Source organism: Pseudomonas sp. TTU2014-080ASC (assembly GCF_001446935.1).
GTDB lineage: Bacteria > Pseudomonadota > Gammaproteobacteria > Pseudomonadales > Pseudomonadaceae > Aquipseudomonas.
Window position 1 is genome coordinate 685,518 of sequence record NZ_LKKK01000002.1, and the last position, 13,066, is coordinate 698,583.

The 13,066-nt window shown below is 58.3% G+C and carries 11 protein-coding genes; 6 read left to right on the forward strand and 5 right to left on the reverse strand.

Annotated elements, in window-relative coordinates; all coding sequences use genetic code 11:
• Positions 1-105: 105 nt before the first annotated feature.
• From AO726_RS08635 to AO726_RS08655, 5 genes are all read left to right on the forward strand, one after another.
• Positions 106-1,224, forward strand: coding sequence for an ABC transporter ATP-binding protein (locus tag AO726_RS08635; protein WP_058067657.1), 1,119 nt, complete (start codon positions 106-108; stop codon positions 1,222-1,224).
• A 17-nt stretch (positions 1,225-1,241) separates the two neighbouring features.
• Positions 1,242-2,168: an ABC transporter permease gene (locus AO726_RS08640; protein ID WP_058067658.1), complete on the forward strand. Its 927-nt coding sequence runs from the start codon at positions 1,242-1,244 to the stop codon at positions 2,166-2,168.
• On the forward strand, positions 2,168-2,974 hold the full coding sequence (locus AO726_RS08645; RefSeq protein WP_177330549.1) for an ABC transporter permease: 807 nt from the start codon (positions 2,168-2,170) through the stop codon (positions 2,972-2,974). Before AO726_RS08640 ends, AO726_RS08645 begins: the two co-directional genes overlap by 1 nt.
• Positions 2,975-2,993: 19 nt before the next feature.
• Positions 2,994-4,028, forward strand: coding sequence for an ABC transporter substrate-binding protein (locus AO726_RS08650; RefSeq protein WP_058067660.1), 1,035 nt, complete (start codon positions 2,994-2,996; stop codon positions 4,026-4,028).
• Positions 4,029-4,175: 147 nt separating this feature from the next.
• Positions 4,176-5,636 (forward strand): amidase, encoded by a 1,461-nt coding sequence (locus AO726_RS08655; RefSeq protein ID WP_058067661.1) that lies wholly within the window; start codon positions 4,176-4,178, stop codon positions 5,634-5,636.
• Between the two features lie 95 nt (positions 5,637-5,731).
• Here AO726_RS08655 and AO726_RS08660 read toward each other — a convergent pair whose 3' ends face one another.
• A complete protein-coding gene (locus tag AO726_RS08660; protein ID WP_058067662.1) occupies positions 5,732-6,712 on the reverse strand; it encodes an NADPH:quinone oxidoreductase family protein in 981 nt (326 codons plus the stop codon).
• A gap of 214 nt (positions 6,713-6,926) precedes the next feature.
• Between AO726_RS08660 and AO726_RS08665 the strand changes: the two genes are divergently transcribed.
• Positions 6,927-7,313, forward strand: a complete 387-nt coding sequence (locus tag AO726_RS08665) for a flagellar basal body-associated protein FliL (RefSeq protein WP_446737419.1) — start codon at positions 6,927-6,929, stop codon at positions 7,311-7,313.
• A gap of 11 nt (positions 7,314-7,324) precedes the next feature.
• Here the strand turns inward: AO726_RS08665 and AO726_RS08670 are convergent, their stop codons facing one another.
• The 4 genes from AO726_RS08670 to AO726_RS08685 form a co-directional block, all read right to left on the reverse strand.
• Positions 7,325-8,449 carry an ABC transporter permease gene (locus AO726_RS08670; protein ID WP_058067664.1) on the reverse strand — a complete coding sequence of 375 codons (1,125 nt, stop codon included), beginning with the start codon at positions 8,447-8,449 and terminating at the stop codon, positions 7,325-7,327.
• A gap of 1 nt (position 8,450) precedes the next feature.
• Positions 8,451-11,186, reverse strand: a complete 2,736-nt coding sequence (gene rbbA, locus AO726_RS08675; RefSeq protein WP_058067665.1) for a ribosome-associated ATPase/putative transporter RbbA — start codon at positions 11,184-11,186, stop codon at positions 8,451-8,453.
• Positions 11,183-12,253 (reverse strand): HlyD family secretion protein, encoded by a 1,071-nt coding sequence (locus AO726_RS08680; protein WP_058067666.1) that lies wholly within the window; start codon positions 12,251-12,253, stop codon positions 11,183-11,185. The genes rbbA and AO726_RS08680 overlap by 4 nt, the downstream gene beginning before the upstream one ends.
• Positions 12,254-12,355: 102 nt before the next feature.
• On the reverse strand, positions 12,356-12,805 hold the full coding sequence (locus AO726_RS08685; protein ID WP_058067667.1) for an EVE domain-containing protein: 450 nt from the start codon (positions 12,803-12,805) through the stop codon (positions 12,356-12,358).
• Positions 12,806-13,066: the final 261 nt, after the last annotated feature.

Here is a 13,066-nt window from a genome sequence, read left to right on the forward strand (position 1 = left end):
AACAGTCAGGCGCTGCGCTTCGATGCTTCTCTATGTCCTGCCAGAACAACGATAAAACTCCCGGCCAGCTGCGTGCAGTGCTCGGGTAGGAACCGGAGGTATTACATGAGTGCCCAGCACAGTCAGCAGGGGATAGCGGTTTCGATCCGCTCCGTACGCAAGGTTTACGGTGATCCTGCAACCGGGCCTGTCGCGCTTAAATGCGTTGATCTGGATATCCGCGATAACGAATTCTTTACCCTGCTTGGTCCATCCGGCTGCGGCAAGACCACGCTGCTGCGTATGATTGCCGGCTTTGAATTCCCTACAGCCGGTGAAATCTGTCTGTATGGTGAGAACATTGCTGACCGTCCGCCCTATGAGCGCCCGGTCAATACCGTGTTTCAGCACTACGCGCTGTTCCCGCACATGACCATCGCGGAAAACCTGGCGTTTGGTCTCGAATCCCACCCGATGGGGCAGCGAATGAGCAAGGCTCAGATCGCTGAGCGTGTGGCCGAAATGCTGGCGCTGGTGCAGATGGAACGCTTTGCTGCGCGTCGCCCCAGTGCGCTTTCCGGTGGTCAGCAACAGCGTGTGGCGCTGGCCCGTGCGCTGGCTCCACACCCGAAGGTGCTGCTGCTGGACGAGCCGCTGTCAGCGCTGGATCTCAAGTTGCGTCAGGCGATGCGCGAAGAGCTTAAGTCGATCCAGGCCAAGACCGGTATCACATTCATCTTCGTCACCCATGATCAGGAAGAAGCCCTGACCATGTCCGACCGCATTGCCGTGCTCTCTGAAGGCGAAGTGCAGCAGGTCGGCCGTCCGGATGACATCTACGAAAACCCGCGCAATCGTTTCGTCGCGGACTTTATCGGTGAAACCAACTTTATCTCCGCGACCCTTATCTCGGTGGCCGGTGAGCAGGCGCAATACCGCATTGCCGGTGGCGCCATGATTGAGGCGCGCGTTGTTGATGGGCTTCAGGCTGGCAGCCCGGTGACATTGTCGATTCGTCCGGAACGCCTGCAGCTGGTCAGTGAAGACACCCCGAATGCGTTGCCATGTCAGGTGCATGCGCAGATCTACATGGGCACCGACCTGCACTATCAAGTCGAGCTGGCGGATGGTCTGCGGGTAACGGTGCGTACGCCCAACAGTGCAGGCCAGCGTCAGCGCCTGGTGGAAGGTCAACGTGCCGGTCTGCTGTTCGAGAAGGGTAGTGCCAGCGTTCTGCTGGACTGAGCCAAGCGGGGTACAACATGCAACAGAACAACCTTGCCGGTGCTAACGCTCTCGAGCGGCGTCGGGCGTTGAGCAGTCTGCTTGGCGTGTCGCCGGCATTGATCGCAATCGGCCTGTTCCTGATCGTGCCGATCTTCATTGTCATCGGCTACTCGCTGATGCAGGCCAACCCGTATGGCGGTGTGAATCCGGTATTCAGCCTGGAGGCCTATGTCTCACTGCTGTTCGAGCGCCAGTTGGATGACAGCCTGGCGTTTGCCGATTCCTATGTGGTTATCACCTTGCGTTCCGTCGGTATCGCCGCTGCGACCACCGTCATTACGCTGCTGATTGGGTTTCCGGTGGCAGTCTGGTTGGCGATGCAGCCGCCAAGCCGTCGCGGCTTTCTGATCTTCCTGATTACCGTACCGTTCTGGGCCAACCTGCTGATCCGCACTTATGCCTGGATTCTGCTGCTGCGTGGCTCAGGTGTGGTCAACAGCAGTTTGATGGGGCTGGGCATCATCAATGAGCCCCTCAACATGCTGTACACCAATGGAGCGGTGTTGCTGGGGCTGGTTTACACCTATGCGCCGTTCGTGGTTCTGCCTATTTACGCCACGCTGGAGAAGATGGATGTGCGTTTGTTGGAGGCCGCCCAAGACCTCTACGCCGGGCGGATGCGTACCCTGCGCAAAGTGGTGTTACCGATTGCCAAGCCGGGAATCATGGCCGGGGCAATCCTCACATTCGTGCCGTGCCTGGGGGCGATGATCGCACCGGAGCTGTTGGGTGGCGGTACCGAGATGATGCTCGGCAACCTGATTTTCCGGCAGTTCAGCGATGCCCGTAACTGGCCGTTTGGGGCTGCGCTGGCGCTGGTGCTGATGGCAGCGGTGATGCTGATGTTGATGTTCTATGCAATGCGCGCGGAACGTCAGCGCATTGCTCAGGGAGGTGCATGATGCTGTCTCTGCTGCGTAAACGCCGCGTGGGCGTGCAGGACTTTCCCGGTTTTGGCGGGCTGAGCTTCCTGTTCTATTTGTACCTGTATGCACCGATCGTGGTGCTGGTGGTGTTGTCGTTCAACGCTAACCACTCGGCCACGGTGTGGACGGGCTTTAGCCTCGACTGGTACCGCGCTGCCTTTGAAAATCAGGCACTGCGTCAGGCCGCCGGTAACAGCCTGCTGATCGCGGTGTGCGCCAGCATGATCGCCACTGCGATTGCCACGCTGGCAGCGCTGAGCACTTCTCGTGGAGCCAAATTCAAGGGCATGCGTTTGTCCATGGGCGCGATCATGCTGCCACTGGTGCTGCCGGAAATTGTCGTTGGTGTAGCCACTCTGGCGTTGTTCTCCACCCTTGGTCTGTCACTGGGCTACGGCAACCTGATCATCGCGCACACGGTGTTTTGCATTCCCTTTGCTTACCTGCCGATCCGCGCACGTTTGAATGACATGGACCTGTCGCTGGAACACGCAGCTGCTGACCTATACGCAGGCCCGTGGCGTACTTTCCGCAAGGTCACGTTGCCATTGCTGATGCCGGGAATTGTTTCGGGACTGATGCTGGCCTTCATTGTGTCGCTGGATAACTTCGTGATCTCGATGATGGTTTCCCAGGCGGGTACCACCACGCTGCCCATCTTCATTTTCGGCATGTTGCGTATGGGCGTAACGCCGGATGTGAATGCGGTCTCGACGCTGATCCTCGGGGTCTCCGTTCTGTTTGTCACCTTGTCTTATCTGCTCAGCAAGAAGAAAGCCTGAGCCCTTACTGGAGTTGAAAATGAGCAAACTGTTTGCTGTTGTCGGGGCATCTCTGGCCTTGGGTCTGGCCGCTGGTGTGCAGGCCGATGAGAAACTCAATGTGGTGAGCTGGAGCGGCTACTTCTCGCCGGAAATCCTGCAGAAGTTCCAGAAGGAAACCGGGATCAAAGTCACCGTGGATTCTTACGACTCCAACGAAACCCTACTGGCCAAACTCAAGCAGGGCGGCGCGGGCTATGACGTGGCGATCCCTTCGCACCAGTTCATCCCTATCCTGGTGCAGGAAAAACTGCTGGAGTCCTTTGATCCGGCCAGCCAGCCTTACTACGCCAATCTGGAAGACAACCTGAAAAAGCCTGAGTGGGACCCACAAGGCAGCTATTCCGTGCCGTTCATTTGGGGCACCACCGGCGTAGTTCTGGACACTGCCAAGTACAGCGGCCCGACCGACAGCTACTCGCTGCTGTTCCAGCCACCCGCTGAGCTCAAAGGCAAGGTCAACATGTTCGACTCCAGCAGCGATGTGATCGACACCGCCAGCATCTATCTGGATATCCCGCTGTGCAGCGAAGATCCCAAGCAGTTGCAGCAAGTGCTAAATTTGCTCAAGGAGCAGAAGCCGTTTGTGAAGACCTACAGCTCCAAGGCCGGCTCTATTCGCGAGAACTTGGTGGCGGGTGAGATTGACCTGTCGATGTTCTGGGGCGGCTCTTCCATGCGCGCCCGTGAGATGAAGCCAACCCTTAAGTACGTCTACCCGAAAGAAGGTGTATTGGCTTGGGTCGACAATCTGGTGATCCCAACTGGCGCGCGCAATATCGAGAACGCCAAGACCTTTATCGCCTTCCTCAGCCAGCCTGAGAACGCGGCCATGACGCAGAACTTCCTCAAGCATCAGAGCCCGGTGAAAGGTGTGGAGTCGTTCCTGGATGAAGGTTTGAAGAATGCGCCTGAGCTGACCATTCCGGAAGGCACCAAAGTTGTGTTCAGCAAAACCTGCGGCGAAGGTGCGATCCGCCTGGCCGACCGTGTCTGGACCAACTTGATGCGCTAATCGGGGCAGCCCGAACGCTGTACCGGCTTCGCTCTGGCGGGGCCGGTTTATCTGTTCAATAACGCTTGATGAGTTTCGGCGCGGGCTTTTGCGTCCCGCGTAAGGCGCATCGTGCCTCCTGACGATCCTTTGGCAAGGTAATGCCCCATGAGTCAGAGCAACAATTATCGTGAAATCGTCCAGCTTGAAGCTCACCAGCTGGCAGAGCGTATTCGCTTGCAGCAGGTGTCATGCCGCGAAGTGATGCAGGCCTATTTGGCCCAAATTGAGCGCTTAAACCCTAAGGTTAACGCTATCGTCAGCCTACAGCCGGAAGAAACCTTGCTGGCTCAGGCGGATGAGCGCGATGCCGAACTGGCGCGCGGTGAATACCGTGGCTGGATGCACGGTTTGCCCCATGCGATTAAAGACCTGTCACTGACCCAGGGTATCCGCACCACCCTTGGCTCACCGCTGTACCGCGACTATGTGCCAGAGCGCGACGGCATTATGGTTGAGCGGATCAAGGCGGCCGGAGCCATCATCATCGGTAAGACCAATACTCCGGAGTATGGCCTTGGCTCCCACAGCTACAACCCGATTTTCGGCGTGACCGGCTGTGCCTACGCCCCGGGAATGAGCGCTGGCGGGAGCAGCGGCGGTGCCGGTGCAGCGCTGGCACTGCAAATGGTGCCGGTGGCTGATGGCAGCGACATGATGGGGTCGCTGCGTAATCCGGCGGCCTTTAACAACATCATTGGCTTCCGTCCGTCTCAGGGGCGTGTGCCGTTTGATGACAGCGCAGATTTGTTTGTTGATCAGCTGGGTTACGAAGGCCCAATGGGACGCAGCGTGCGCGATGTCAGCATGCTCCTGTCGGTACAGGCTGGGGCCGATGTGCGGGCACCTCTGTCGATTGCCGAGTCGGGCGAGCAGTTTGCGGGTGATCTGCAACGTGATTTCAAAGGTGCGCGTCTGGGCTGGCTGGGTGACCTTAACGGCTATCTGGCGATGGAGCCGGGGGTGCTGGATCTGTGCCGCAAGTCCTTTGCTGATTTCGAGGCCATTGGTTGCGAGGTTGAGGCCTGTGACATGGGCTTCCCTGCTGAACGACTGTGGGATACCTGGCTGACGTTGCGCCATTGGTTGGTCGCCGGTTCCCTGGGGGGGCACTACGCTGATCCGGCTCGCCGCGAGCTGCTGAAGCCTGAAGCTATCTGGGAAGTTGAGAATGGCCTGCGTCTGTCGGCAATGGATGTGTTCAAAGCTTCAGCCGCGCGCAGTGACTGGTATCGGGCGATCAGCAAACTGTTCGAACGCTATGACTTCCTGCTTCTGCCCAGCGCCCAAGTGTTCCCGTTTGATAAGAACATCGACTGGCCGAAACAGATTGCCGGGCGCAACATGGATACCTACCACCGCTGGATGGAAGTTGTGATCCCCGGCACTTTGTCTGGCTGCCCGGTGGCGAACGTACCGGTTGGCTTCAATGAACAGCGATTGCCTATGGGCATGCAGATCATCGGCCGTCATCAGGCAGACATGGCGGTGCTGCAAATGGCTTATGCCTATGAGCAGGCCACGCAGTGGTATCAGCGCTGCCCACCTGCGTTGCTGGCGCAGGGTTGATATTTTCGCGACTGAGGTCGCTCCTGCGGGATGAGTGTAGGAGTGGCTTTGGCCGCTAATGGCGGCTGAAGCCACTCTCTAGAGCAGTTCGCGCTCTAGCGAACGCTGACCACCAGTTTGCCCACAGCTTTGCGTTGACCCAAGGTGTTGATGGCTTTGGCAGCTTCAGCCAGAGGGAAGGTTTGCGACACCAGCGGCTTGATCTTGCCTTCGGCATGCCAGGCAAACAGTTGCTGGAAGTTAGCGGCGTTATCTTGTGGCTGACGCTGAGCGAACGAGCCCCAGAATACGCCTACCAGAGAGGCACCTTTAAGCAATGGCAGGTTGGCTGGCAGGGAGGGGATACCGCCACCGGCAGCAAAGCCAACAACGAGGAAGCGGCCATTCCATCCAATCGATCGGAAGGCTTCCTCGAATAGGTCACCACCGACCGGGTCGTAAATTACGTCCACCCCTTTACCGCCAGTCAGGCGTTTGAGTTCTTCCTTCAGGCTGCTGTCTTTGTAGTTGATCAGCTCATCGGCACCGGCAGCTTTAGCTACTTCGAGCTTTTCCGCGCTGCTGGCGGCAGCAATCACCTTCGCCCCCATCGCCTTGCCGATCTCTACTGCAGCCAGCCCGACGCCACCAGACGCACCCAACACCAGCAGGGTCTCACCAGCTTGTAGATTGGCCCGCTGTTTCAGTGCATGCATGGAGGTGCCGTAGGTCATGCTGAATGCGGCGGCGCTGGTGAAATCCAGCTTGTCCGGCATTGGCAGCACGTTGTAAGCCGGCACTGCAACTTGTTCGGCAAAGCTGCCCCAGCCGGTCAGGGCCATGACCCTGTCACCGACTTTCAGATGGCTGACTTTTTCGCCGACTGCTGCAATAACACCAGAGGCTTCGCCGCCCGGTGAAAACGGGAAGGGTGGCTTGAACTGGTACTTGCCCTCAATGATCAGGGTATCCGGGAAGTTGACGCCCGCAGCATGAACATCAATGAGCACTTCGTTGGCTTTGGCAATGGGGCTGGCGATTTCTTCCAGAACCAGTGTATCGGCAGGACCAAAGGCTTTGCACAGCACGGCTTTCATCGGGCGTATCCTCCTCTGTTGATACAGGCCAGTGTAGGTTTGACCGGTGCGGGGTCAATGAGCATGCCTGTTCCTGATGGCTGTGTATAAGCCTGACGCCCGGTGCTGGCCATGCAATGGCTATGCTAGGCTCTGCACCCAATGTATCTATGCTTGCCCGGCGTTGTTCAGACGGGCGTGCAACCTGCCGAGGAAATTGTCCGTGAAAGCCCTGATGATGTTGCTGTTGGCCCTTTCTCTGCCTGCACTGGCTGTCGCCCAGGAGGCTGACAAAACGGTTCCCAAGGTTTCCTATGTGACGCTGGTGCCAGCCTTTGTTGGCAACTTCGGTAATGGTCCGCGCATGAAGTTCTACAAGGCGGATCTCTCTTTGCGCGTGCCCAATGCAGAGGCCGAGGCGAAGGTGAAGCACCACGAGCCGCTTATCCGCAATCAGTTGGTGATGCTCTTCTCGCAGCAGACCGAGGAGAGCATGTCTACTCCGGGTGCCCGTGAAGCCCTACGGGCCGAGGCCCTCAAACAAGTACAGAGTGTGCTGGCCCAGGAAGAGGGTCAGCCGCTGGTTCAGGACCTGCTGTTCAATAACCTTATTGTTCAGTAAGGGCTGAGCAATCAGGCCATCTGTGCGATGGTTTTGCGGAAGCGGGTAAGTGCAGCAATGAAGAACAACGCACCGACGCCTGCGATGGCCAGCAGTTGTGGCCACACAATCGACAGTCCAGCGCCGCGATAGAGAATCGACTGGGCCAGCGCGACAAAGTGTGTGGTTGGTGCCGCTAACATCAGATGTTGCACCACTTCCGGCATGCTCTCCCTTGGTGTGGTGCCGCCGGAAAGAATCTGCAACGGCAGCAGCACCAGAATGATCAGCAGGCCCAGCTGTGGCATTGAGCGGGCCACGGTGCCGAAAAAGATCCCCATCGAGGTGGTGGCAAACAGGTGCAGCGCAGCACCGAACAGGAACAGCGCAACCGAGCCTTCAATCGGCACCTTTAACCAGCCCTGTACGACGACCAGCAGTGACAGTGCGGCGGCGCACAGTACCACCAGCCCCATCGACCAAACCTTGGCCAGCATGATCTCGAACGGCGTAACCGGCATCACCAGCAGGTGTTCGACGGTGCCGTGCTCGCGCTCGCGGATCAGCGCTGCGCCGGTGAGAATGATCGAGAGCATGGTGATCTGGTTGATCACCTCCATCACCGAGCCAAACCAGGCCCGGGTCAGATTCGGGTTGAAGGCCACCCGCACGGCCAGTTCGGCCTGCTGGGGCAGGGTTGCCCGATAGCTGCGAACAAATTCGGCGATTTCATCTGCCGCAATGCTCTGGATGTAGCCCGCGCCGGTAAAGGCTGAGCTGACCTGGGTGGCATCCACATTCAGTTGTGCGGCAGGTGAGCGTCCGGCCAGCAAGTCGCGCTGAAAATTTGGCGGAATATTCAGGGTAAAAGTGTACTGCCCCGAATCCATACCACGATCCATCTCGCTTAGGTCGATGCGCTGCGGTGGACGGAAATAGGGGGGCTGGAAGGCATGAATAATGCGTTCGGAAAGCTGTGAGCGATCCTCATCGACGACGGCCAGTGAGGCGTTGTGCAGGCTTTCCGGCATGCTGCTAGCAGATGAGTAAACCCCCATGCTGAACGACCAGATAATCAGCAGCAGCAAGGCGTAATCCCGTTGCAGACTGCGCAGCTCTTTCAGGCCAAGATTGAAGATATTGAGTAGCTTGCGCATCTCAGACCTCCTGCTTTTTCAGCAGGCTGACACACACTGCCAACAGTAACGGGATGGTCAGCAGCAAGGGGATAAAGTAGCCGTACAGGTCGGCCAGCCCTAGCGCCTTGGAGAACACGCCCCGGCTGATCACCAGAAAGTGCGAGGTGGGGTAAATCTGTCCGATCAGCGCGCCAAAACCTTCCAGTGTTGCCACCGGATAGATCAGGCCGGAAAACTGGATGGCAGGCAGCAGGGTGATGATCGCCGTGCCGAATACAGCGGCAATCTGACTTTTGGTAAAGGTCGACATCAGCAATCCCATTGCTGTGGCGCAGATGATGTAGAGCAGGCCGCCGACCAGCAGAGTGAAAACACTGCCTTTGAGCGGCACGTTGAACACGGTGATGGCCAAGATCACCAACAGGACAAAGTTGATCATGCCCAGCCCCACATAGGGCAACTGCTTGCCCAGCAGAAATTCCAAGCGGGTCACCGGTGTGACGTACAGATTGATGATGGACCCCAGCTCCTTTTCCCGTACCACGCCCAAGGCAGTGAGCATCGCCGGGATCAGCATCAACAGCATGGGAATGACCGCCGGGACCATGGCTTTGAGGCTTTCCACATCCGGGTTGTAGCGATAGCGCACTTCAATCCCGGCCAGGCTGGCGGCGCTGCCGGTGGTTGAGGTGCGGGCAAGTTCCTGCAAGTAGCTTGCATGAATGCCCTGCACGTAGCCTTTGATGGTTTCAGCGCGAGTCGGCATGGCGCCATCAACCCACACACCGATTTGCGGAACATCACCGCGTTTGAGGTCGCGGCCAAAGTTGGGTGGGATCTCCACGGCCAGGCTGATACTGCCGTCACGCAGGCGTCGGTCCAGCTCTTCGTAGCTGTGCAGCGGTGGCTGTTCGATGAAATAGCGCGAGCCGGAAAGTGACAGGGTGTAGGCCTGACTGGTGGTGGTCTGGTCGCGATCAAGGACAGCAAAGCTCAGGTCTTCGACATCCATGCTGATGCCGTAGCCGATGATAAACAGCAGCAGTACTGTGCCGAGCAAGGCCATGGTGCCGCGGATGGGGTCGCGGCGCAGCTCCAGGGATTCGCGCAGGGCATAGCTGAACAGGCGGCGCAGGCTGAAACGCTGGCGCAGGATAGCGCTGTGGCTACTCGCCTGCTGGGCTGGCGGAGCGTTTGCCTCAGGTTTTCCGGCCAGCCCGGCGGCTTCTTCCAGATAGGCGATAAAGGTCGCCTCAAGAGTTGGCAGGCCGCGCTTGTTCATCAGCTCCTGCGGCGTGTCACTGTCCAGCACTTTGCCAGCGTGCATCAAAGAGATACGGTCGCAGCGCTGGGCTTCGTTCATAAAGTGGGTGGAAATGAAAATGGTGACGCCATCTTTGCGCGACAGGTCCAGCATCAACTGCCAAAACGCGTCCCGCGCTACCGGATCGACCCCGGAGGTGGGTTCATCGAGGATCAGGATTTCCGGCTTGTGGATAACCGCTACGGCCAGTGACAGACGCTGACGAATGCCAAGCGGCAGGCTGCCGGGGAGCATGTCCATGACATCCGCCAGATCAAAGCGGCGGGCCATTTCTTCGATGCGTGCCTCCAGTTCATTACTGGGGATATGGAACAGGCGGGCATGCAAATCCAAGTTCTGGCGCACACTCAGCTCGCCGTACAGGGAGAACGCCTGGGACATATAGCCAACCCGCTGGCGGGTGCTCATGTCATTCGGGTTAATGCTCTGGCCAAACAGCAACGACTCACCCTCGCTGGCCGACTGCAAGCCAGTGAGCATTTTCATGGTGGTGCTTTTGCCACAGCCGTTTGAGCCGAGGAAGCCGAAGATTTCGCCGCGCTCAATGCGGAAGTTAACGCGATCCACCGCGACAAAATCACCGAAACGGCAGGTCAGGTCGCGGGCCTCAATGGCGATGTCGCCGCTGCCTGCGTTCTGCCTGGGTGTTATCTCCAGAGCACGGTGATCGCGGCGCTTTTCCTCTGGCAGCAGGGCGATGAAGGCGGCCTCAAGGTCATTGCAGCCGGTGTGTTGCAGCAATTCGGCGGGGCTGCCTTCAGCCAGGATACGGCCGTTGTCCATGGCTACCAGATGGTCAAAGCGGGCGGCTTCATCCATATACGCCGTGGCGACCAGCACCCCCATCTGCGGGCGCTGCTGGCGGATACGCTGAATCAGGCGCCAGAACTGATCGCGGGAGAGCGGATCAACCCCTGTGGTAGGCTCGTCCAAAATCAGCAGGTCTGGGTCGTGGATCAATGCACAGCACAGCCCCAGCTTCTGCTTCATGCCGCCAGAGAGCTTGCCCGCAGGGCGCTCACCAAATGCGCTCATGCCGGTGCTGTGCAGCAGATCGGCAATTCGCCGGCTGCGCTCTTGCGCATCAAGGCCGAAAAGACGGCCGAAGAAGTGTAGGTTTTCCAGCACCGACAGCGTCGGGTACAGGTTTTTACCCAGGCCTTGTGGCATGTACGCGATCTGCGGGCAAACCAGCCGACGGTGCCGCCGGCTGCGCATATCGCCGCCAAGGACTTCAACCTGGCCCGTCTGGATTTTACGGGCACCGGCAATCAGCGCCAGCAGACTGGATTTGCCCACACCGTCCGGCCCGATCAGGCCGACCATGCGCTGCGCCGGAACCGTCAGGCTGATCTCAGCCAAGGCCTGGGTGTTGCCGTAGCGCAGAGAAACCTTGTCCAGCCGGGCTATCGGGGCTGGTGCTGTGGTCATTGCGGAACCTTGATCGACAGGTGTTCAGGCCATTCTTGTTCGGGGTCCAGCTTCAGGTAGGCCATTCCCGGTACGCCGGTTTTGACGTAAGCCAAGTGGCGTTGCAACAGCTCCGGGTCGATGCGTGCCTTGACCCTGAACATGAGTTTTTCCCGCTCACTGGCCGTCTCCACGGTTTTCGGGGTGAACTGCGCCACGCTGGCGACAAAACTGACCTTGGCCGGAATCACGTATTGCGGTGCGGCGTCGATCACCAGCCGCGCTTCGCTACCCAGTGCAACTTGGCCAGCCACCCGCTCGGGTAGGAAGAAGGTCATGTACACGTCTGACAGGTCGACCAGGTTAACCACCTTGCCACCAGCGCCGAGCACTTCACCAGGCTGGGCAATGCGGTATTGCACCCGACCGGCGCGAGGGGTTTTAAGCTCACTGTCGTCGATATCTGCTTGCAGGCGTTCGACGATGGCTTTGGCTGCCTCAATGGCGGAGCTGGCTTCTTCTGCTTGGGCATGGGCAGCTGCGATACCAGCACTTGCAGAAGCCACTTGGGCGTGGGCTGCGGCCAGAGCCGCTTGAGCGCTTTGCAGGCGGGCCAGATCATCATCCAGCGTTTGCTGCGGCAGCGCATTACGCTTTACCAGCGTGGCGCTGCGGCTGTGACGTTTCTGCGCGGCATTCAGCTCAGCCTGGCGCTGTTGCACGATGGCTTGTGCCGTGGCTTTTTCGCTTTCGCGTAACTGCACCTGTGCGGCGGCCGTGCGCGCAGCACTCTCAGCCTGACGCACTTGTGCCTGGGCCTGCTGGAGCTGGGCGTTGAGGCTTTGGGTGTCCATGCGGGCGACCAGTTGGCCGGCCTCCAGCATCTGGCCTTCTTCAACCTCAATGCTGGCGATTCTGCCGCCCAATTTGTTTGCAATATCGACTTCAGTGGCTTCGATTCGCCCGTTGCCGCTGGTGAATCCATCACCGAGCCCGGTGGGACGTAGTTCGTACCAGAGGCCTGCGGCAGCTCCGATTACGACAAGTAAAACAAGGCTACGTAACACGGGTTTGTTGAGTTTGCTCATGGGACAGCCGGTTCCAGATCGTTTAAATCAGTGTGCCACTTGGACTTGATATCCAGGCTGACATTGGTCAAACGATCGTACCAAAATGCCCGTCGGGAGGGGTCAACGCATCAAGAGAATGGCCTGCCACTGCTCCTCTGTTACTGGCATCACCGAGAGGCGCGTGCCTTTCTGCACCAGCGGCAGCTCAATCAGAGCTGTTTGCGCTTTCAGGTGAGCAAGCGGAATGACCCGTTTGAAGGCTTCAACAAAGCCGACATCAATCGCGCTCCAAGGATTTTTTTCGGCGTTGGCCTTGGCGTCGAAGTAATGGCTATCGGGTTGTAACGCTGTCGGATCGGGATAGTGTTCCGAAACGATACGCCCGATACCCGCAATGCCCGGTTCCGGGCAGCTGGAGTGATAGAAGAAGAACTGATCTCCGGGCTGCATGCTACGTACAAAGTTGCGTGCCTGGTAGTTGCGAACCCCATCCCAACGCGCTTGCTTGAGTTGTTGTAAATCGTGAATAGAAAGTTCGTCGGGTTCTGATTTCATTAACCAAAAAGGCATGAACTTTGCTCCTGAAATCGGGTCATTAAGGCGCGGTAAATCACGCTACCGCCGGGGCCAATAAAAACTATGCGACGCGGACTCACCGCGCTGAGCAACACAGGGATAACAGCTGTATGAAACGCAAACCAGATTTGCTTTGGGTGTTAGTGTTGGTGTTTGGGCTTGGGGTCGTTACAACGGGTTATACCGAGGGCATTTGGGAGTACAAAGCCGATTCTCCCTCGATTCAACTGAACGTCGCGCAGTAGCCATTTTAAA

Excerpts from the sequence above, each read along its gene's own strand:
- AO726_RS08635 (WP_058067657.1), top strand. The coding sequence starts at position 106 with ATGAGTGCCCAGCACAGTCAGCAGGGGATAGCGGTTTCGATCCGCTCC.
- AO726_RS08640 (WP_058067658.1), top strand. The coding sequence starts at position 1,242 with ATGCAACAGAACAACCTTGCCGGTGCTAACGCTCTCGAGCGGCGTCGG.
- AO726_RS08645 (WP_177330549.1), top strand. The coding sequence starts at position 2,168 with ATGCTGTCTCTGCTGCGTAAACGCCGCGTGGGCGTGCAGGACTTTCCC.
- AO726_RS08650 (WP_058067660.1), top strand. The coding sequence starts at position 2,994 with ATGAGCAAACTGTTTGCTGTTGTCGGGGCATCTCTGGCCTTGGGTCTG.
- AO726_RS08655 (WP_058067661.1), top strand. The coding sequence starts at position 4,176 with ATGAGTCAGAGCAACAATTATCGTGAAATCGTCCAGCTTGAAGCTCAC.
- AO726_RS08660 (WP_058067662.1), bottom strand. The coding sequence starts at position 6,712 with ATGAAAGCCGTGCTGTGCAAAGCCTTTGGTCCTGCCGATACACTGGTT.
- AO726_RS08665 (WP_446737419.1), top strand. The coding sequence starts at position 6,927 with ATGATGTTGCTGTTGGCCCTTTCTCTGCCTGCACTGGCTGTCGCCCAG.
- AO726_RS08670 (WP_058067664.1), bottom strand. The coding sequence starts at position 8,449 with ATGCGCAAGCTACTCAATATCTTCAATCTTGGCCTGAAAGAGCTGCGC.
- rbbA (WP_058067665.1), bottom strand. The coding sequence starts at position 11,186 with ATGACCACAGCACCAGCCCCGATAGCCCGGCTGGACAAGGTTTCTCTG.
- AO726_RS08680 (WP_058067666.1), bottom strand. The coding sequence starts at position 12,253 with ATGAGCAAACTCAACAAACCCGTGTTACGTAGCCTTGTTTTACTTGTC.
- AO726_RS08685 (WP_058067667.1), bottom strand. The coding sequence starts at position 12,805 with ATGCCTTTTTGGTTAATGAAATCAGAACCCGACGAACTTTCTATTCAC.